Source organism: Burkholderia pyrrocinia (assembly GCF_018417535.1).
GTDB classification, from domain to species: domain Bacteria; phylum Pseudomonadota; class Gammaproteobacteria; order Burkholderiales; family Burkholderiaceae; genus Burkholderia; species Burkholderia pyrrocinia_E.
The window spans coordinates 2,655,705-2,675,309 of record NZ_CP070978.1 but is presented as its reverse complement, the minus strand read 5'-3'; the positions used below and the strand labels follow the sequence as shown (position 1 = coordinate 2,675,309).

15 protein-coding genes are annotated in these 19,605 nt (G+C 64.4%); 6 read left to right on the top strand and 9 right to left on the bottom strand.

The window, feature by feature from the left end; genetic code table 11:
* Nucleotides 1–91 precede the first annotated feature (91 nt).
* The 6 genes from JYG32_RS30155 to JYG32_RS30130 all read left to right on the top strand — a co-directional run bounded on the left by JYG32_RS30155 (nt 92) and on the right by JYG32_RS30130 (nt 7,123).
* Nucleotides 92–754: an OmpA family protein gene (locus tag JYG32_RS30155; RefSeq protein WP_213266030.1), complete on the top strand. Its 663-nt coding sequence runs from the start codon at nt 92–94 to the stop codon at nt 752–754.
* Nucleotides 755–1,156: 402 nt separating this feature from the next.
* Entirely contained in the window at nt 1,157–2,302 is a 1,146-nt protein-coding gene (locus JYG32_RS30150) for a DUF2827 domain-containing protein (RefSeq protein WP_174382702.1), read from the top strand.
* Between the two features lie 14 nt (nt 2,303–2,316).
* On the top strand, nt 2,317–3,471 hold the full coding sequence (locus tag JYG32_RS30145; protein ID WP_174382701.1) for a DUF2827 domain-containing protein: 1,155 nt from the start codon (nt 2,317–2,319) through the stop codon (nt 3,469–3,471).
* Between the two features lie 25 nt (nt 3,472–3,496).
* Complete coding sequence (locus JYG32_RS30140; protein WP_213266029.1) at nt 3,497–3,964, top strand: DUF4019 domain-containing protein; 468 nt, start codon at nt 3,497–3,499, stop codon at nt 3,962–3,964.
* A 31-nt stretch (nt 3,965–3,995) separates the two neighbouring features.
* A complete protein-coding gene (locus JYG32_RS30135; RefSeq protein WP_213266028.1) occupies nt 3,996–5,132 on the top strand; it encodes a DUF2827 family protein in 1,137 nt (378 codons plus the stop codon).
* Nucleotides 5,133–5,155: 23 nt separating this feature from the next.
* On the top strand, nt 5,156–7,123 hold the full coding sequence (locus JYG32_RS30130; protein ID WP_213266027.1) for an FkbM family methyltransferase: 1,968 nt from the start codon (nt 5,156–5,158) through the stop codon (nt 7,121–7,123).
* Between the two features lie 111 nt (nt 7,124–7,234).
* Here JYG32_RS30130 and JYG32_RS30125 read toward each other — a convergent pair whose 3' ends face one another.
* From JYG32_RS30125 to JYG32_RS30085, 9 genes are all read right to left on the bottom strand, one after another.
* Nucleotides 7,235–7,651: a hypothetical protein gene (locus tag JYG32_RS30125; RefSeq protein ID WP_213266026.1), complete on the bottom strand. Its 417-nt coding sequence runs from the start codon at nt 7,649–7,651 to the stop codon at nt 7,235–7,237.
* A gap of 93 nt (nt 7,652–7,744) precedes the next feature.
* Nucleotides 7,745–8,548 carry an EAL domain-containing protein gene (locus JYG32_RS30120; RefSeq protein ID WP_174381129.1) on the bottom strand — a complete coding sequence of 268 codons (804 nt, stop codon included), beginning with the start codon at nt 8,546–8,548 and terminating at the stop codon, nt 7,745–7,747.
* Nucleotides 8,549–9,331: 783 nt separating this feature from the next.
* Nucleotides 9,332–10,474 (bottom strand): DUF2827 domain-containing protein, encoded by a 1,143-nt coding sequence (locus tag JYG32_RS30115; protein WP_213266025.1) that lies wholly within the window; start codon nt 10,472–10,474, stop codon nt 9,332–9,334.
* A gap of 475 nt (nt 10,475–10,949) precedes the next feature.
* Entirely contained in the window at nt 10,950–11,459 is a 510-nt protein-coding gene (gene tssJ / locus JYG32_RS30110; protein WP_213266024.1) for a type VI secretion system lipoprotein TssJ, read from the bottom strand.
* 17 nt (nt 11,460–11,476) lie between these two features.
* Nucleotides 11,477–13,330: a type VI secretion system baseplate subunit TssF gene (gene tssF, locus JYG32_RS30105; protein WP_213266023.1), complete on the bottom strand. Its 1,854-nt coding sequence runs from the start codon at nt 13,328–13,330 to the stop codon at nt 11,477–11,479.
* Nucleotides 13,327–16,896: an ImcF-related family protein gene (locus tag JYG32_RS30100; protein WP_213266022.1), complete on the bottom strand. Its 3,570-nt coding sequence runs from the start codon at nt 16,894–16,896 to the stop codon at nt 13,327–13,329. The genes tssF and JYG32_RS30100 overlap by 4 nt, the downstream gene beginning before the upstream one ends.
* Nucleotides 16,862–18,190 (bottom strand): hypothetical protein, encoded by a 1,329-nt coding sequence (locus JYG32_RS30095; RefSeq protein WP_213266021.1) that lies wholly within the window; start codon nt 18,188–18,190, stop codon nt 16,862–16,864. Before JYG32_RS30095 ends, JYG32_RS30100 begins: the two co-directional genes overlap by 35 nt.
* Nucleotides 18,190–18,453, bottom strand: coding sequence for a PAAR domain-containing protein (locus JYG32_RS30090; RefSeq protein WP_213267511.1), 264 nt, complete (start codon nt 18,451–18,453; stop codon nt 18,190–18,192). The genes JYG32_RS30095 and JYG32_RS30090 overlap by 1 nt, the downstream gene beginning before the upstream one ends.
* Before the next feature lie 150 nt (nt 18,454–18,603).
* Nucleotides 18,604–19,443, bottom strand: a complete 840-nt coding sequence (locus JYG32_RS30085) for a hypothetical protein (protein ID WP_213266020.1) — start codon at nt 19,441–19,443, stop codon at nt 18,604–18,606.
* Between the last annotated feature and the right edge of the window lie 162 nt (nt 19,444–19,605).

Sequence of the window (19,605 nt, the reverse complement as noted above, 5' to 3'; positions counted from 1 at the left end):
CCGGCCGGCCTGCGGCGCCCCCGACGGCAGGACGAGCCGGCCGCGCAACCCGCGGCCGGCCTCGGTCAACCCAAGTTTTGAGGACGTCACCGTGAACAAACTCGCTCTTGCGCTCGCGCTTTCCGCAATGGCCCTCGCCGCGTGCTCGACCGCATCCGGCCCGACCTTCAGCGCCTCCGAACTGCAGCCGCGCGACGGCGTGCGCACGTTTCAGGTGGACTGCCACGGCCTGCTGTCCGGTCCGCAGACCTGCATGAAGGCCGCCCGCAAGATCTGCGGCGACCAGCCCGTACGCGCCGTCGACTCGGCCCGCGCGCTGCGCGACAAATCCGATCCCGCGACGCTCGTGTTCCAGTGCGGTGCCGCGCCGGCCGAAGCGGCCTCGGCCGCCGAACCGGCTGCTGCCGTCGTCGAACACGTGAACCTGTCGGGCGACGCGCTGTTCGCGACCGACCACGCGACGCTCGCGCCGACCGCGCGCGAATCGCTCGACCGGCTGCTGAGCGAGCGCGCAGACCGCACGTACTCGCAGGTGACGGTTACCGGCTTTACGGATTCGGTGGGCGGCGACGACTACAACCTCGCGCTGTCGAAGCGCCGCGCCGAATCCGTCGCCGCCTACCTGAAGGCGCACGGTCTGAAGACCGACACGCTGACGGTCACGGGCCGCGGCAAGGCCGATCCGGTCGCGTCCAACGCGACGCCCGAAGGCCGCGCCAGCAACCGCCGCGTCGAAATCCTGCTGCAGCACTGAGCGGGCGGCCGCCGCGCGCGGCGCCCCGATCCGGCCGGCCGCCAGCGCCGCGCCGGAAATCCTCCGGACATCCGCCAGACAACGCGGGCGCCGCTGCGCCGGCGCCCCGCTCCCGTTGGCCGGTGGCTATGTCAAAGTTCGTCATGGCCCTCCACAAACCGGCGATTTCCGTGCCACAATCGCCGCAGACAGTCGCCGGGGCTGCCTGCCAAGATCGCTCGCCGTGCCAGGCGTGCCCGACGACACGCCGGAATCCGGCTGCCGCCCTCGCGAACCACGTCGCCCGATTCGCCTGCCGCGCTGCACCGGCGAATGCAACCATGACAATCCACGGCACGCCGCTTCCAGGCCAGACGCTCGACGCCCTGCCCGGACGCACGACGCCGCAGAGGAAACCAACCGGTGACGGACATCAATGAAGCCGCCGCGGGCGGCACCCGCAAGCAACGGCCGGCCGTCGGCATCTCGCTGTTTGCGCGGGACGGCCAGGCGATCTGGGAAAACGGCATTCACCAGAACATCGCGTTCCTCGCGATGATGCTCAAGCGCTCGGATCGCGTCGGCCCCGTCTATTTCCTGAACGGCGGCGACGCCAACGCACTGCCGGCCGGCCTCGAACTCGACGGCCTCGACATCCCGCTCGTGAAGCCCGCCGACGTCACGCACGAACTCGACGTCGTGATCGAGTTGGGCGCGCAGTTGCCGGTCGAATGGCTCAGGCACATGAAGGCGCTCGGCAAGAAAATCGCCGCGTTCTTCTGCGGGCACGTGTATGCCGGCATGTGCGAAACCCCGATCTTCGGAAAACCGTCGGGGCACATCTTCAACGGCGCGCCGTTCGACGAAGTGTGGCTGCTGCCGCAATACGACAAGACCGCGGCGCCGATGCTGCAGACCATCCTGCGCGCGCCCGTCCATCTGATGCCGCACATCTGGTCGCCGTACTTTCTCGATCGCCGCGTCGCCGCGCTCGCCGACGAAGGCGCGACGTTCGGCTATCGGCCCGGCCGCCGCCCGTGGCGCCTGGCGATGCTCGAACCGAACATCTCGGTCGCCAAATCCTGCCACTACCCGATGCTCGCGTGCGACGAGTTCTACCGTGCACGGCCTGACGCGGTGCAACACATGTTCGTCGTCAACTCGATGCACATGAAGGAACATCCGACCTTCGTGCACTTCGCGAACAGCCTCGATCTCGTGCGCCAGCACAAGGCGACCTTCGAACCGCGCATCGACCTGCCGGGCTTCATGGCGCGCCACGCGGACGCGGTCGTGTCCCATCACTGGGAAAACGCGCAGAACTATCTGTATTACGACGTGCTGCACGGCGGCTATCCGCTGATCCACAACTCGACGCTGCTCGGCGACGCCGGCTATTACTACCCGGACTTCGACTCGGCCGCGGGCGGCCGCGCGCTGCTCGACGCGTGGCTGCATCACGACGAACGCCTCGACGACTACCGCGCGAAGGCCGGCCGGCTGCTGCAGTCCGTCTCGATCGACAACCCCGCGAACCTCGACGCGTTCGTCTCGCGTCTGGTCGCCTGAACCGGAGCATACGCATGTCGGACTCCAATGCCCGTCAAGCGCCCGGCGAGGGCAAGCGTCTCGTCGTCGGCGTGTCGCTGTTCGTGCGCGGCGCCGGCCAGTCGCTGTGGGAAAACGGCATCTTCCAGAACTGCCTGCTGCTGATCCTGCTGTTGCGCCAGTCGCCGCTCGTCGCGGAAGCCGTGATGGTGAACGGCGGCGAACAGGTCGCCGATCCGCAAATGATGCTCGGCGAATGGGACGTGCCGCTGCTGTCGATGGACGAAGCGCTGCAACGCTGCGACGTGCTGATCGAAATGAGCGCGCAGTTCGGCGCCGACTACCTGCGCGCATTCCGCGACCGCGGCGGCAAGGTCGTCACGATGCGGGTCGGCAACGACTACGTGATCGACATCGAACGCGCGATGTTCGACAAGCCGTCGGGCTTCCTGTTCTCGGGCGCGCCGTACGACGCGGTGTGGACGATTCCCGAATTCGAGCGCTCGTGCCTGCACTATTACCAGACAGGCCTGCGCGCGCCCGTCACGATCGTCCCGCACATCTGGCACCCGATGCTGTTCGACAAGGCGCGCGCGACGCTCGGCGCCGGTTTGTCGTTCGGCTATCAGCCCGGCAAGCCGCGCTGGCGCGTGACGATGTTCGAGCCGAACATCTGCATGGTGAAGACGAGCATCATCCCGATGCTGGTCGCGGAAGAGGCATACCGTGCCAATCCGAAATTCCTTGAGTTCGTGCGCGTGTGCAACACGATCCACATCAAGGAGCACGCAACCTTCGTCCACTTCGCGAAGAGCCTCGACATCGTCGAGCACGGCATCACGACGTTCGAAAGTCGCTATGCGGTGTACGAGTTCATGGCCGCGTACGGCGATGCGGTGGTGTCGCACACGTGGGAAAACGCGCAGAACTACCTGTATTACGAACTGCTGTACGGCGACTATCCGCTGATCCACAACTCGCCGTTCCTCGGCAAGGCCGGGTATTTCTATCCGGACTTCGACTGCCAGGCCGGCGGCCGCGCGCTGCTGCAAGCGTTCGCCGAGCACGACGCGAATCTCGATGCGTACCGCGAGCAGTCGAAGCACGTGCTCGACTCGGTCAGCATCTATAACCCCGAGAACGTCGCCGCTTATACGGACGCGATCGCCACCCTCTATCGCGACGCATGACGCGCCGCCCTTTCCGGACCCCGACATGAACGCACGCACGCCCCTCACCCGCGCCCAATGGCTGATCGGCTGCGCCGTCGCTTCGATCGCGATCGGCGCGCATGCGCAATCCGCCGGCGAATCGGCCGACACGCTGCTCCGCGATTCGGACGCGGTGTTCAAGCAGCTCGACGCCGGCCAGTACGGTGCGGTGTGGAGCGATGCCGCCGCGTTCGTGAAGGCACGCATCAAGCAGGATCCGTTCGCGGCGGACATGCAGCGGGCCCGCCAGTCCGTCGGCGCGGTCAGCCATCGCGGCTGGGCGCAGATCACCCGCATCCGCTATACGAATGCATCGGCGATGCCCGACGGGCTCTACGCGAACGTCGACTATGCAACCACGCTGACAAGCGGCGCTACCGTGTACGAGAAGCTGAGCTTTCGCCTCGACGACGACGGCCGCTGGCACCTGACAGGCTACGTGCCGCGCCAGTCGCAAGGCGCCGTGCAGTAAGGCGAACACCGCCCGCCTCACCGGAGCCGATATGAAACTCAATGTCGCGATAACGATGAACGTGCAGCGCGACGCGACGCAGTCGATCTGGTACAACGGCGCGAACCAGCACTGCGTGTACCTGTACATGCTGCTGAAGCAGTCGCCGCTGATCGGCGAGGTCTGGCTCGCGCACGACAACGGCATCACCGAGTACCCGCAAGCACTGGTGATGGACGCGTTCGGCGACGCGCTGCGGCCGCTGTCGGCCGTCGTCCACCAGACCGACCTGCTGATCGAGATGAACGCGTTCATCGACCCGTCGCACACCGAGGTCGTGCGCCAGCGCGGCGGCAAGTGCGTGTCGTACCGCTTCGGCAACGACTACGTGATCGCGGTCGAGACGATCAACTTCGAGAAGAACGACTGGCGGCCGAACCCGCACCGCGTGCAGTTCGACGAGATCTGGACCAACCCGCAGCACATGCACACGTGCGCGGCGTATTTCCAGGCCGTGTATCGCGCGCCGGTGATCGAGCTGCCGCACATCTGGTCGCCGTATTTCATCGAGCGCAGCCTCGGCGCCGATCCCGAACTGAAGGCCCGCTTCGGCTACCGCAACCACGGCCCGGCGAAGCGCATCGCGTTCTTCGAACCGAACCTGAACGTCGTGAAGAGCTCGATCGTGCCGATGCTCGCCGCGAACGCGTGCTACGTCGAGCATCCGGAGCTCGTCGAGCACGTGTACATGACCAACACGTTCGACAAGAAGGAAAACGTCGCCTTCAAGCACCTCGCGCTAGGACTCGAGATGGTGCGCGACGGCAAGGCGACGGCCGACGTGCGCGCGCCGTTCGTCGCGTGGGCCGCGCATCACACCGACATCGTCGTGTCGCACCACTGGGAAAACGGCCTCAACTACCTGCTGTACGACGCGCTGTACGGCAACTACCCGCTCGTGCACAACTCGCCGTTCCTGCGCGACGTCGGCTACTACTACCCGGACTTCGAGATCTTCGATGCGGCGCGCGCGATCGCGACCGCCGCTCAGACGCACGACGCGCGGCTCGACGACTACGCGGCAGCCGCGCGCCGCTGCCTGCACCAGGTCGACACGCTCGCCGAACACAACGTCCGCGCGTATTCCGCGCAGATCCAGCACCTGTTCGCCGGCCGCGCGCTCGGCTGATCTCCTTCGCACGCGTCCTGCCCATGAATCAGACCGTCCGCAATTTCGTCGTGATCGATTCGATCCACGGCCCGTTCGTCATCAACCGGCACTGCGATCTCCAGGCCGAGGCGCTGATCAAGACCGGCCGGCCGCATATCCAGGGCGAGCTCGACGTGATGCTGCCGGTGATCGATCAGTTGCCCGACGGCGCGATCGCGGTGGACGGCGGCGCGAATGCGGGGCTCGTGTGCGTGCCGATCGCGCATCGGCTGCGCGAACGCGGCGGCCGCGTCTATGCGTTCGAACCGCAGCGCACGCTGTTCCACGCGCTCGGCGGCACGATCGCGCTCAACCAGCTCGACAACCTCCATCTGCTGAACATGGGGCTCGCGAGCACCAACGGCACGATGAAGGTGCCCGACATCGATTACGGGAAGGATGCCGATTTCGGCACGGTGTCGCTCGTCGACAGCCAATCGGCGGGCGGCACGCCAACGCCGGTCGTCAGGCTCGATTCGCTCGGCCTGCCGCGGCTCGACTTCCTGAAGCTCGGCATCGAAGGGATGGAGGTCGACGCGCTGCGCGGTGCGTGCCGGCTGATCGAAGCGCATCTGCCGTGGTGCTGGATCGAATACTGGAAGGTCGGCGAGGCGCCGATCATCGCTACGTTCGCCGGTCTCGACTACACGTTCTACCGAGTCGACGCGCTGAACATGCTGTGCGTGCCGAACCCGCGCTGGGACCGGCAACGCCTGATCATCTCGGGCGAACCGCTCGCCGTCGCATCGGAGGCCGAAGGCGGCACGGATAGCCCGACTGCCGTCGACGCCGACGCGCCCGAAACGAACTGGAACCGTGCGCTCGACCACGAGTCGCGCTGCGAGTGGGGGCATGCGATCGACCGCTGGCAACGCGCGCGCGGCCACGGGCTCGACGACGATGCGATCGCGCTGCAGCTCGCGTCGTGCTACGGCTTCGCCGGCGCGCCCGACGCCGGGCTCGCGGCGCTCGACCACTTCGGCGATCCGGCCGCGCTGCCCGACGCGGCGCGCGGGCGCATCGAACTCGCGCGCTCGGCGCTGCTGCTGCGCGCCGGCCGGCGCGACGAGGCCGCACGCGCCACAGTCGCCAGCGAAAACGTGCTGACGGCCGCGCAGTTCGGGCTGCCGACCGAGCGGCTCTACCTGGGCCAGCCGCTGCACGGCAAGCGGCTGCTCGTGATCAGCTACGGCGGCGCCGGCGACCAGCTCCAGTACGCACGCTACCTGCATGCGCTGGACGCGCTCGGCTGCGCGGGCGTGACCGTGGTCGTCCCCGATGCGCTGACGGGCCTGCTGCGCCATACGTTCCCGCGCATCGACTTCATCGGCGCGCACGGCGCGTGGGCCGACACGTCGCAGATCGCGCACGACTACTGGTGTTCGTTCCTGATGCTCGCCGCCCGGTTCGGCTACGCGCCGGCGCCGGAAGGCGCGCCGGCCGCGTACCTGTCGTGCCCGCCGGCGCACGCGGCCGCGTGGCGCGAGCGCGTGTCGCGCGACGGCCACGCGCCCGGCACGCGCCGCATCGGGCTCAACTGGCGCGGCCGCGACGAAAGCGACGCGCGCTTCCATCGCGCGGCCAGCCTGCGTGATTTCGCATCGCTTGCACGGATGCAGGGCCACGCCGCGTACTGCATCAACCGCGACCTGTCCGCGCAGTCCGAGCAATCGGACCTGCCGGTGACGTTCCCGCATCACGCGATCGGCGATTTCAGCGATCTCGCGGCACTGATGCTCGCGATGGACGCCGTGGTGACCACCTGCACCGCGCACATCCACCTCGCCGGCGCGCTCGGCGTGCCGGCCGTGCTGCTGCTCAGCCCGAAGGCCGACGCACGCTGGGAAACCGGCTCGCGCACCGCGCTCTATCCGGGCATCCGGATCGTGCGCGCGGCGCACATGGGGCAATGGGACGACGCGATCGACCGCGCGATGGCGCTCGTGCTCGGCGGTTTCGGGAAGGATTGATCGATTTGCCGCGCGGCCGGGCGGCCGTGTCCGGACGAGGTCGAAGCCGGCCGCGTCCCGGCCCGCACGCGCACCGGATACGCCAGGGCCTGTTCACGCGGATAACAGGCCCTAGACCAGCACCCGAGCGCCGCTTTGCGCGGCGAATGCGCGGCCATGCCGCCGCCCCGTGCGTGCGAGCGCGGCGAAGCAACGGGCCGCCGGCCGGCTTGCGCCGCCGGATTGCTTCACGAGACTGTCGGATACGCCGCGCGCGATCGCCGAATCGTCGCCGCACGCGCCCGCGATGACACCCGCGTAATAGTGCCGCGCCGCCAGCTCGCGGCCGCTGGCGTCGAGCGGCGTCATCCGCTGAATGCGGCGCGCGACGGCCTGCAGGCCGTCGAGATACGGCGCGACGTCGATCGGCACATCGGTCGATTCGGCGCCCAGTTGCCACAGCATGTCGGCCAGCTCGGCGAGCGCGACCAGGTCGCGCGCATCGGTTGCCTGCGTGCCCGTTTCGCCTCCGGCCTTCGTCCCCGCCATGCCCACGCCCCTTTGCGATTCGTCCCGGCCACGCGCCGGCCCCGCCCGACCGCGGCGCGCATCACGCACGCCGCCTCGCCTGTTTCCGCGCCGTCACGCGGCGGCCGGCGACCGCCATGAAAAACGGATGCCCTGCGCCCATGCGACGCCGGCATCCACGATGATCTGCCGGTCGATCTCGTTCTCCACGCCTTCGACGACGACGTGCCGCGCGCCTTCATGCGCGAACGCGATCAGCCTGCGGAACTGGTAGCGCCCGATCGCGTTGCGCTTGATCATCGACAGGATCGACCGGTCGAGCTTCACGATGTCGGGATTGCCGACCACCAGATTGTTCAATGCGCTGAAGCCGACACCGAAATCGTCGATCGCGATCCGGCACCCGGCCTGCCGGAAGCGGTTCACGAACGACCGGCCCGCGACGGGATTCAGCGGCCCCGTCTCCGTGATCTCGATCACCAGCCGGGCCGCGACCGACGGCTCGTGCTCGAGCCGCCTGAAAATGGCCAGCCACGCGTCGTCGACGACCGCGCTCGCCGCCGCGACGTTGCAACCGTAGACGGCACCCGGATCGGCGCGCAGCTCGTCGATCGTCCTGCCCACGACGAGCCGGTCGAACCAGCGCATCAGCCCGAGCGCCTCGAGCCGCGGCAGGAACGCGGCCGGCGGCAGCACGTCGCGCTCGCCCCAGCGCAACCGCGCCAGGCATTCCTGGTACAGCACGCCGCCCGACAGATCGGATCGGCACACCGGCTCATGCGCGAACCCGAGCCGGCTTTCCACGAAACTGCGTACCGACGCGAGGTCGGGATGATCGTCGGGCGCGCCGAACACGAGATCGATTTCGTCACGATTCGCTTCCCGATTCGCCCCCAGGCGAGCTTCGACCGCATTCATCCGGCGCTCCGGCAAATGGCGAGCCGCCGAAGACGGCTCGACCTCAACAAACATGCGGAGCGAACCGACCATGATGCGCTCCGCCGCCTACCCGGCCCATCCTGTTATGTCGATTTTTTCCGGGAGCGTACTTATCGTTTCGGCGCGCCGTCAAATTCGATATTTGTCAACGATATTCAGTCATAGGGAATACACCATATACGCGCGACACCGACAGTGCGACAGGTTACACAACGCGAATGACGGAACCCCAATCCAGAAACCGTTTATTTTTTCCCAAACAACTTTATCCGAATCGTTTTTCCCGCGATATGCCAATCTCGCAAATCGCGATTTTTTTCGATTGATCAGATAAATACCAACCCGAGAAGCGCCGCCCGCATTCAATGCCGAGCCCGCAGCAGCGGCCAGCTACCCACGCTACTACCCGCTGAAAACCTGCCGCCGCGCGCCATTCGATCACTGCAGCATGCAATTTTCACGTTTCAAACGATATTATTAAATTCCAAAACAGAATCAAGCCGCCTTGAATCAATAATACCAAGTTAAATCGTCCGATAATTATAGATTGAAACAAATTTAACAATCTTTCCGACTTGTTAACCTATAAAATGATTTTTGACGGACTTCCCTCGGAGCCGTCAATTTCGTGCCTTCAAAAACCGTTGACCCGAATAGGTTCGACGGTTTCTTTTTTTCGGCATTATTTCGTCAGACATTAGGGTGGGACAACCCCGATGGCGGCCTGCGGCGCAACGGGTATGCGCCGCGAAAAAACAGGCCTCAGGCGGCCGTCGCGCCGATCAGGTTCGCGAACAGCGCGTCGTATTCGGCGACGAGTGCGGGATTCGTCGACGTATAGCGGCTGAGGATGTCGCGCTGGCGCCGCGAGTACGCTTCCCAGTCGTCGTCGTGCGTATGCAGCGCGCGCAGCAGCGCATCGGCGCCCTGCTGCACGTCGTTGTCCGGATAGTAGTAGCCGAGATCGGGCGCGAGGCTCGCGTTGTGCACGAGCGGATAGCCCTGCCAGCACACGTCGAAGTAGAAGTAGTTGAGCGGGTTCGACCACTGATGCGACACGACGATATCGGTCAGGTCGGCCAGGAACAGCGGCGTATCGAAACGCCCGACGAAGCTCGCCTTGCCCGCGCGCACGATGTCCAGGTAATTCATCAGCATCACGAACTCGGGGCTGTCGTGTGCGAGGCGATCGGCGTTCGTCACGTGCGTGAAGCAGATCGCGTCGGGGTCGCGGCGAAACGCCTCGTCGATGATCAGCATCGGATACACGCAGAACTTCACGACGTTGTGGTTCGGCTCCATCACCGTCAGCCGCTTGCCTGGCTCGCTACGCGGCCGGTATTCGCCGTGCTCCGGCAGCGACTGCGCGCGCGCGCTCAGGAACATCGGATCCCACACGAACGGCACGACGCGCCCCGGACAGCGGCGCAGCGACTGCAGGAACGGCAGCGACGACGGCGCGATCTGCGGGATCGCCCACACCTCGTCGTAGCCGCGGTTGATGAAGAGCGTGTCCCACAGCCGGCGGCCGAACAGCATCGACTCCATCGCGTTGATGTACTCGACGCCGCAGCAGTAGCTGACGAGCTTCGCGCCGCGCGCTTTCAGGTAGGCCGTCTGCTCGGCGTCGATCTGCCCGCCGAGCTCGATCACCACGTCGAGCGAATCCTTCATGTCGGCGAACGCGCGCGTGTCGTACACGGCGCGATCCCACGGCAACGCATCGGTGAGCGGCACGTCGGTCGTGTTGACCAGCGTCACGCGGTAGCCGTGCGGGGACGCCATCAGCAGCTTCGCGAGAAACAGCGCGTTCTGCTTGATGCCGTTGATCCACAGGCTTTCGTCGGGGGCACGCAATCCGATCGTGATACCGATGCGCAGGCCGTTCAGGACAGGAGACGTCATCGTCGGCGGGATGGGAGGTTGGATGGGAATGGAATGAACGCAGTGTAGCGCGCGAAGCGCCGCCCGCGTCAAGCGGCGGCGCACGCCGGCGGCAACCCGACATTTTAGCGAACCGCCAGCGGGCACACTGTCATGGATGGTTAGCACCGGGCGGGTGCGCGCAAATGGCACTGTCCACTGGAGGATGAGCCTGGACGGGCGATCCGGAGCCGATCCCCGGCGCGTTTCCAACGGATGAGCCGACTGTGGCCGCCGAGGTACAGGCGACGTTGACTGCCGGTGGGCGGCAAGTTAGCGCGGATGGTTGATGATCTCGGACGATCGTCGACGGCACCCAGACGCTGGATTTCGTACCCGCTGCAAGCCCGGGCGAACGTCGTGAATGGGTCGCGTCGGTGCTCCGGCGCTTTCGCTATCGCCAGATCACATCAGGAATTTCCCCGCTGACGACCAAGCTCCCGAAACTGCACCTCGTTCATGGCACCAATTCCATCCGATTGCCGGTCACGATCAGCTTGACGGGATCAGTCTTCTTCCATTGCGATTTCGGAATCACCAGTTGCCACTCGGCACCCGCTTGATCGCGAAAGAATCCCGCAACACCGACTACTTGCGCATCATCCGCCATGGGCGCAGACAGCTTCACCGTGGCGCCCGGCCCGAGCGTGGTTTCCATACTGCCGAGCAGATCGGCCTTCGATAACGCTCTATCGTCATCGAGCAGTTGCGCGTAACTCGCTTTTTCGAAGACCTTCGCATCCTTCAACTGGTAGACGCGCACCACAACCGGTAACGATTGGCCTTGCTCGTTTTCATTGAGGGCAGAACGGCTTTCGATCACCAGATTCATCTGCTTGACCTTCGCGATGAATACCGCGCGCGTCATATCGACCGTCGTATCCTTCACCGACTGCCACATGCCGCAGCCAGACATCGACACGACCGTCAGCACACCGACCGCTATCAGTCGAATACTTCGCATCATCCGATGTGTTCTCGGTATCACAACCAGTCTCCCGTCTTGCTCATGCACGGATAGCGCCGAATCGGGCCGCCCACGCCTTCGTACAGAACGAGCCGCACCGCAAAGTGGAAACACGCGTAGCGGCCTACAAAACGGCTGAGTACGTCGCCGAACAGCGCGACGTCGCCCGGTCCGGCGAAACCCGACGGCTCGATACCCACGTTCACATTCACGATGCGATCGACGCGCGCACCCACCCGTTCCGTTTCCTCGTCGAGCCACACGTAATGGATCGCCTCGATACGTCGCCGGTTATCGTCCTGTCGCGTCCAGTCGTACAACGACAGCGCGCCGCGCAGCACATTCGCGTCCATCATGTTCAGTTCGCTCGCACCGGCCGCATTGAAGTGAGAGATCACCTGCCAGCCATAGTCGCCACCGCGCGGGGGATACAGCGGCATTGTCGGGGCCGTCAGGTTGCGTACGCGCTCGACACCGTTAAAGGTCGAAGCAGGCGTGGTAATCATCGATTCACGCAGCGCCATGCGCGGCAACCGGCCATTGTTCGCCAGCACCCGGACCGCCACATGCCGGTCCGGCAAGCTGCCCGGCTCATCCCATGGATGCCCCCCTAACGTCACGTACATCTCGCGCTGACCGGTCACACCCTGCCGAATCGACGCGTGGTAGTAGCGATCCGGCGACTCGTGCCGCATCATTCCGCCGCGGTGACGGAATTCCTTGATCGACCGATACGCGTATCGATTGGCGGTGCGCGGATCGGTCGCCACGACCGACAGCGCGTCGTAGGGCTCGACGTGTTCGCCCGCCGACGCGGGAGGGAGCACCGGATAGTCGCGATCGTGTCGGTTGGGCCGGATTGCCTGTGCGTCCAGCTCGAACAGGTTGATCACCGGTGTGCAGAACAACCGGATATTGTCCGCGCCGAACGTAGCGTCACCGGGTATCCGATCCCGGATCACGATTTCGAATTCGACACGCGTTTCGCCCGGCGGCACACTCGCCGCGTCGAAACCGCACATGTCGACGAAGTGGAACTTCTCGGGGAACGCGAAATATTCGAGCATCGTCTGCTCGCTATCGAGATCGGCGTCGCGTGTGTCGTGATCGACCGGCCACAGTCGCGCCTGTACGCCAAAGCCAGCCGGCTCGAATCTCATCGCCTGACGCGGCTGTAGCTGACCGTCGAGTATGCGCGGCATGCGCACGCCGATCGACTCGACCTGGCGCGTGAACACCGCGTACAGCGCGGATGCAGTCGGCCGGTCGCCATGGAGGTAAAGCCGGATACGCGAAAGGTCATCCAGCAACCGCTGCTCGCGGTGCAGCAGGTCGAACGCGAGCCGAATCACCGTGCGACCGTCCTCGCGCATGCGTGCGCCCGCCTCGCGCACGTTGAGCGGCAACAGGCTTACCGCCTGAGTGGTTCGATAGACGCATATCGTCCCGTCCCGACCGACCGGTGTCGAACGAACCTGCAACCCTGACGGCAACGTATCGAGAATCCGCGCCTCGCCGATGCGGGGCACGCATTCGAGGATCGCCAGCGACGGAATCGTGCGACCTGCATGCGGCCACAGGTGGTCGATCAGCGGATCGGTGATTTCCGGAAACGCGTCGTCGAGTTTCATGCGCAGCCGGCTCGTGAGGAACGCGAAGCCCTCGTAAGTCTGTTCGACACTGTCGTGGCGCGCGCCCGGCATCATCGTCATTCCCACACGGCGGGCACCTTGCGGGTGGTTCTTCGCGAATTCCCGCCCTGCTTCGCGCAGATAGCGCATTTCGGCGTCGAAGTAGCGCAGGTACGGATCATCCTCCGCACCGAAGCCGCCCCCTTCAGGCATCGACGGATTGTTTTTGTCTTCACTCATGGCTGGAGATCCGGTGGCAACGGCGGCAGGAGCGGCGGTGCGGACACGGCACCCGCCTTGCCGACGACGAAAATGCGGTCAGGCATTCGGAATCCGCGCAGTTTCAGCAGGTCGATCGGCCCGGCACCGACCTGCGTGCGCAGCACGTACGAAAGCGACTCACCGTTCCCGGTGTTCCACGTGAGCCGATAGCGCGTGCTGTCAAGCTGCTTGACGTCCGCCTTGCTCAGCAGACGCAGGAACGCCCAATCGCCGGTCGAATCGAAGGCCTGCCGCAGGCCCGCGTCGAGCGTCTGCCACGTGAGCCCTGCGTGTCCGTTCAGGCCATTGCCCGGCCACGCCAGCGGCGTCCAGCGCTCCTGCTGATTGAAATGGACGATCTGCTTGCCATCGACCGACAGTTCCGAACGTGTTACCCCCGGTGTCGGCAGCGCCATCATTTCGAATCTCTCCCCCGCGTCGCCCTGCAAGTAGAGCTGCGCGCCAACCGTCGACAACTGCCTGACGGCGCTCAGGAATTTCGGGTCGAACTGCAACGCTTGCGGCGCAAACTCATTCGGCGTCCAGTGATCGCCCTCCAGCTTCATCACGCCGGCCAGTTGTGTGGTGACGAAACGCGAAATCAATCCGGTATCGGGCCGCACATAGCGGCCAAGCTCGGCGAAGGACGCATCGGCCTGCGTCTCGAAGAACGGATAGCGGCCGTTCGTCGCCGCGTTGAAGGGCGCAGCAACGCTGGCTCGCCATGCGTCGTTCAGGCTCGCTGCGGCCGGTTGCAGGATCGTCTGCCACGCAGACTCGAGCGGCTGCTTAAACACCGCATCGCCAAAGCTCGCCCACGCCGTACCGAGACTCGCGGCCGTCAGCGCCGCGTCGTCGCGCGCCTGCGACAACTCCGACAACTTCCCCTGGAACACCGCCTGCGCAAGCGAGCGCGCCATCGCCTGTGCATCGGGACTGCCCGAAATCTGCTGCAACTTCAGCCGCATCGTCGTGACTGCCGTCAGGTAGCGCGACAGGCTCACGCCGTTCAGCGCGATACTGGCCGGCGCAGCGCTCTTCCCGTTTGCAGCGGCCGGCGACGCGCCCGTGTCGCCCATCAGCACGAGCAGTGGACCAAACGGCTTGTCGAGCGGGTTGACGACGGCGGCCCCCGCCTGCTCGTCCACGCCGATCAGGTCTTGCGCCTTGCGCACCAGCGTGTCAGCCAGCGCCTGCGACGGGCGACCCGCCTGCGCCTGATATTGCACGGATTTCATCAGCGCGACCAACGGCGAGGTCTGCGCATCGGCGAGTCGGGACAGCTGTGCGACCGCGCCGCCGAGATTGGATGCCGGCTGCCACTGCATACTGTTGAGCATGCGCTGCCAAGCGGCCGTGTACTCGCCAAAATAGCGCGCCGTCAGCCGCTGCTTCAGTTCCTCGGCTGCACGCTTCTCGTCAACGATCGCGTTGGTTTGGATCATCCCCTGTGCGAGCGTATTGCCGATCGTCTGCGACGCCTGCGAACCGGTCAACACCCAGTCACTGCTCACCCGGCGCTCGCGGGATGCCTTGTCGATCGCCGCAGCGATCATCCCGTCCCATGCTGCGCGTGTATAGATTCCCGGTACAGTCTGCGACGCCGTGATCATCCCGGAGGCATCGGCACCGTTCAAAAGGGTTTCGAGCGACGCGTCGGCATATTTGTTCATAACGTCGTCGAGAATACTTTGGTACACCGTGTCGTCGGCCGATGCGAGTCCCATTTGGGTGATCAGCATGTTACGGGTCGAGGTCACAACACCATCGTCCATCGCAATCCGCCATTCGGGATGCGCTTTAAGATGATCGGCGTAAAACGCCGCGAGCCGCCGGCCGGTATCGTCGCGCTCGCCTAGCGGCATCTCGACGGGTCGCGACCACAAGGCGACCAGCAGGCGCTTTAGAAACGCCGGATCGGCGCGCGACGGGTCGCCGAGCATCAGGTAGGTCTTTAGCGCATTGTAGGTACTGCTACGCATGTCCTGCGACTGAAGGCTGTCGGCGCGCGCCTGGTCTGCGGCGTTCAGCAGTCCGTCGATCGTTTGCACGACGGGTATCTGCAAGTTGCGGGTCGCCGCGATTCGGTACGGTTGCCAGAGACCACTCAGGATATCGTCATTGCGCGACAGGCCCGCGCGCAGGTACCACGGTGCGCCATGCTGCTGCCGGTATTCAAGCTGTTCCATCAACTGCTGTAGCGCGAGCTGCGCGCGCCAGGCAACTGCCGTCCGTGGCGAGGCGCCGACGGCAGCGTTTGCCGTCGCCCGCGCCTCGCGCATGAGCTGCCGGTTGCCGATGAACGACGTGGTCATCCATACGCACCAAGCTATCGCGGCAAGGGTCGCGCACATCGCCAGCGCGTTGACCCAGTAGAACCCCACGCGCCGACCGTTGCGTCGCCAAGCGGCGATTTCGAGCCACGTCGGCAACAACGCGTCGGGCTGCCTCGGGCACTCGACCGTTCCATTGGGAACAATTGCAGCGTTTGGCGCCGCGCTCCCGCCCCCGGCGACCGGCGCAGGCGTAGGCGTAGGCGTAGGCATGGTTACCGTCGTTGCGAACACGGGCGCGAACATCACACCCGACAATGGCGCTCGCAGCCAGTGCGAAGCAAGCAGCGCTTGCAAGTTCGTAACGATATGTTCGCGCTGTTCGCCGATGTATCGCGAGATTTCGGCGAGGTAAGTGATGTGCGCGGGGGTGGCACAAAGCCGTACGCTAGCATCCGCCGTGCCACGCTCGATGGCCGCAAGCTGGTCGCGTAAAGCCATCGCCGCTGGCGCCTCCTTGTACGCCAGCCCTGGAAATGCCCCGATCGCCGCGAACGTCTCGGGGCGCCCGCCCTGCGCGGGCACCGCATGCAGGAAAGTAACCGGCGCGGCCCAACCAAGATCGCTCGCAAATGCGGCGAGCACACGCGGCAGCTCGGTATCGCGCTCGTCCGCGTGCGTGACCTGCACAACGCTATCGACCGGCCGTCGGCGCCGCAGCGTCCGGATTTGGCGGCGCCACTCGCTCGCGTCGATGCCGTCCGGTGCCGCGTGCACGAGAATCGCGTTGCCGACCGACATCGCACCCGCGCGCTTGAGGCCCGGCGCGACTTTATCGATCAACGCGTCCGTCCCGCTCACCAGCAGCCATGGTGATCGGTATCGCCAGCGCCAGCCTTGCGACGCACGTAGTTCGTCGAACATGCGTTGCAGACGTGCGTCGCGTTTGAGCGGTGTTTGCGCCTCCGTCGTGTCGCCGGTCTCCTTGCGAAACATCCGTCCAGCGACGGCGTATGCACCGATGAAAAACAAGCAGAGGTGAGTAGCGATGAAGATAACTAGGGCTATGACGATGATGATCACCACCTGCATACGCGCCACACCGGGCGCGAGATCGAACAGGTCGCCCCGACCCCACACGAGGCCAATCGCGAATGCGGCGACGATCTGCGCCGCAACGATCGTCCCCCATAGCGGGATGCGTCCAGAAGGCGTAGATTCCGCAGCGGGAGCGGAGTCAAGCGGTCGCAAGGTCAGTTTCGGATCGGTCATGCTGAGCGTGTTCCGGCAACGAAGGTTCGTTCCCGTGTGTACCGGGAAGAACATGAACAATGGCGGACTGCACGCCATCGATGATCAGTTGCGGCGCGTCCGCCGCACCACATTCGGTAGCGGCTGCGACGGACAGCCAGCCGCTGGCGCTACCAAAATCGCCGATGATGTAGGCGAGGTCGCATTGGGCGTCGCTATTCGCAAGCGCATCCAGGTTCGCGATGCGCAGCCCCTGATTGCAACGCTTGACGGCACGCGCGACCCATGCACGCGTCACGGCAGAAAAATCCGCGTTGCCCCATATCACGGCATTCGCGAAGCCGTACTCAATCTCGTCGGCTCGACCCTCGACGGGCCGATGCAGGGTTGCCATCACGGGCACATCGTCGGGCAGTCGATAGAAGCCGGCATCGAGCAGCATCGCGACACATCCCTCCGTGCTGCCGGTCGGAGGCTGTTTTTCGTGCCATGCCGTTGCAAGCACGAGCAGCGGGCATGCGTCGCGGGCGTCGAGCCATGTGTCCGCCACAAGCAGTCCGTGCGAAGCAGGTACCGCCAACACGGTAAGCTGTGGCAAATCGGCCAATTGCAGCGCGTCACGCACTTCCTGTTCGCGCAAAGCTTCGTCTCCGGGTTCGGCCAGCACGCGCACCGTTGGCCAGTAAGCCGATTCGTATTGCGTAAGCGCGTGCAGGCTCGTAGTGAGCGGTTCAAGCGCTTCGGCAATGCTGCGCACAAGCTGAGTAACGGGTCGCTTTGGAGCCGCATCCTTTACGGGACCGGCCTCGCTCTCTTCAGACGGATCGGCCACGTCGGGTTCGTCGAATGCTTCCAGAGGATCATCAAAGCGGCAATGCTCGATGACACCCGCGCCCAAGCGGGGCTGCTGCTGCCGCGGCAGACGCACGCCAGCATGGATGGCCTGTGCGAGCGTCTGGTCGTTCAAAGGCAAGCAGTAGCCGAGGCCAAGCACCCGAAGCGGCTGCTGCGCGGCACGAATGCGCTCCGCCAGCCATCGGTCGCGATGGAGGTTGCGGTGGTATGCGCGATACCACATGGCCTCATAGCGTGCGCGCTCGATCGCGAAGAGCAAGCCCCAAAAACCGTTCGGGATAGCGACGATACAGAACCAGAACCACGGACCGCCCGCGCGTTCACCCTTCGGCCATATCAGCAGGACAATGCTCGCCCCGAACACCGCGCAGGCCAGCCAGATGCAGAACCACCACGGCCAGAAGCGTGGGCGGCGCGGATAGGCGCTCGGGCGCCCGGCCCGAGAAAGGTCGGCGGGCATTACGCGAAGTGGACGTTCGGCAACGACGAGATCAACCGGCAACCACATGCGCAGCGATGGCCGTCCAGCGCGTACGGCTTGTGGTCGCGATCGGGATACTTGTCGGCGCCCTCGTCAATGACGGTCGGGCCGTGCAGTTCGCAGACTGCCTCGTCACCCTTGCGGGCAAGCGGCTTGCCCATGAATGTGCTCCACGGCGAGCACATTCCGGTCACTTCGCCGCCATGTTCGAGTTTGTCGCCTTTACGGATGGGAGATTTCATATATTGGCTACCGAGATAAGTATGGATTTTTTGGGCTTGCTGTCTCTCATCTAATTCACGTTCTACTTCCGCACTTTGCAACGAGCACTTTTCGGATTGCAGCCGCACCGAGAACGGTTCCCGGTGACCTTCGATTCTGATTTTTCAAACTTACTCTACACGCACGCTTTGTACGATTTGCACGAGCCTGTTGATCAACGGGATCGTCTGTGCGTAGGATTCTGGCGTCGGTTCCTGCGGAATTAAAAGTGGTGGAGGACTGTTTGTCCCGCTCGAAAGCATTACGTAGCCAAACGGCGTATGACGGATTACATATAGCGTGACCCACCACTTTTTCGGTCTACCTGGGAATATATACGGATGCCTCCACGCACCGAATACCGTGATGCCATCCGGACGCTCAATGGTTCCATCCACAGTGTTCGACATCGACTGCTCAAGACTAATTCCGAAGCCGTTTTCCGGTTGGTATGTACGGAGTCTCCAACGTTGTCGCTCGTCTCGGCGAAAACCGTAGATCGAAAACACGGCATTTTCCACGCAGGCGTCATAGTTGACACTGCCCCTACACCGATCGACGCCGGGAAGAGCAGGATCATCGTTGCGATGTACCGTGAGTGCGATCCTGCTGTTAAGCCAGTTGCCCCACTCGTCCGTCGCGCCTAAAAATGGCGTTAGACTGCCGGCAGAAAGGAACGCGACGCACAGGCTGTTTCTATTCCAATATATTTCATCTGGCTTACCAAATGAATGATTGTAAGACGACAACACATCGTCATCGTCGTTATCGAAAACTAACGCGCGACAGTCGTAATCGGCTGCGTAATTCTCAGATCCGGCGAACGATTCGCCAGCCGTAGCAACACACATGGCGAACAAGAAAATCTTAGCAGCCGAGACCATCATGCGTGGGAATCGGCGTTGCAACCGGCTGCCCTCCTTACATTCAGGCGAAGACGCTACGATGCCCACCGCTGACATCACATTCATTACCGTTCTCATTGAGCAAGTCTAGTATCGGGCTGAAGATGCACACCACAATGCCAGTGGCGATCGAAGGCGATCGGGTAGATGTCGTAAGCGCATTCGAATTTGTCCACCGCGTCCATCATCGGATCAAACGTCGGTCCAGTCGGGGCCGCGGGGCCAATA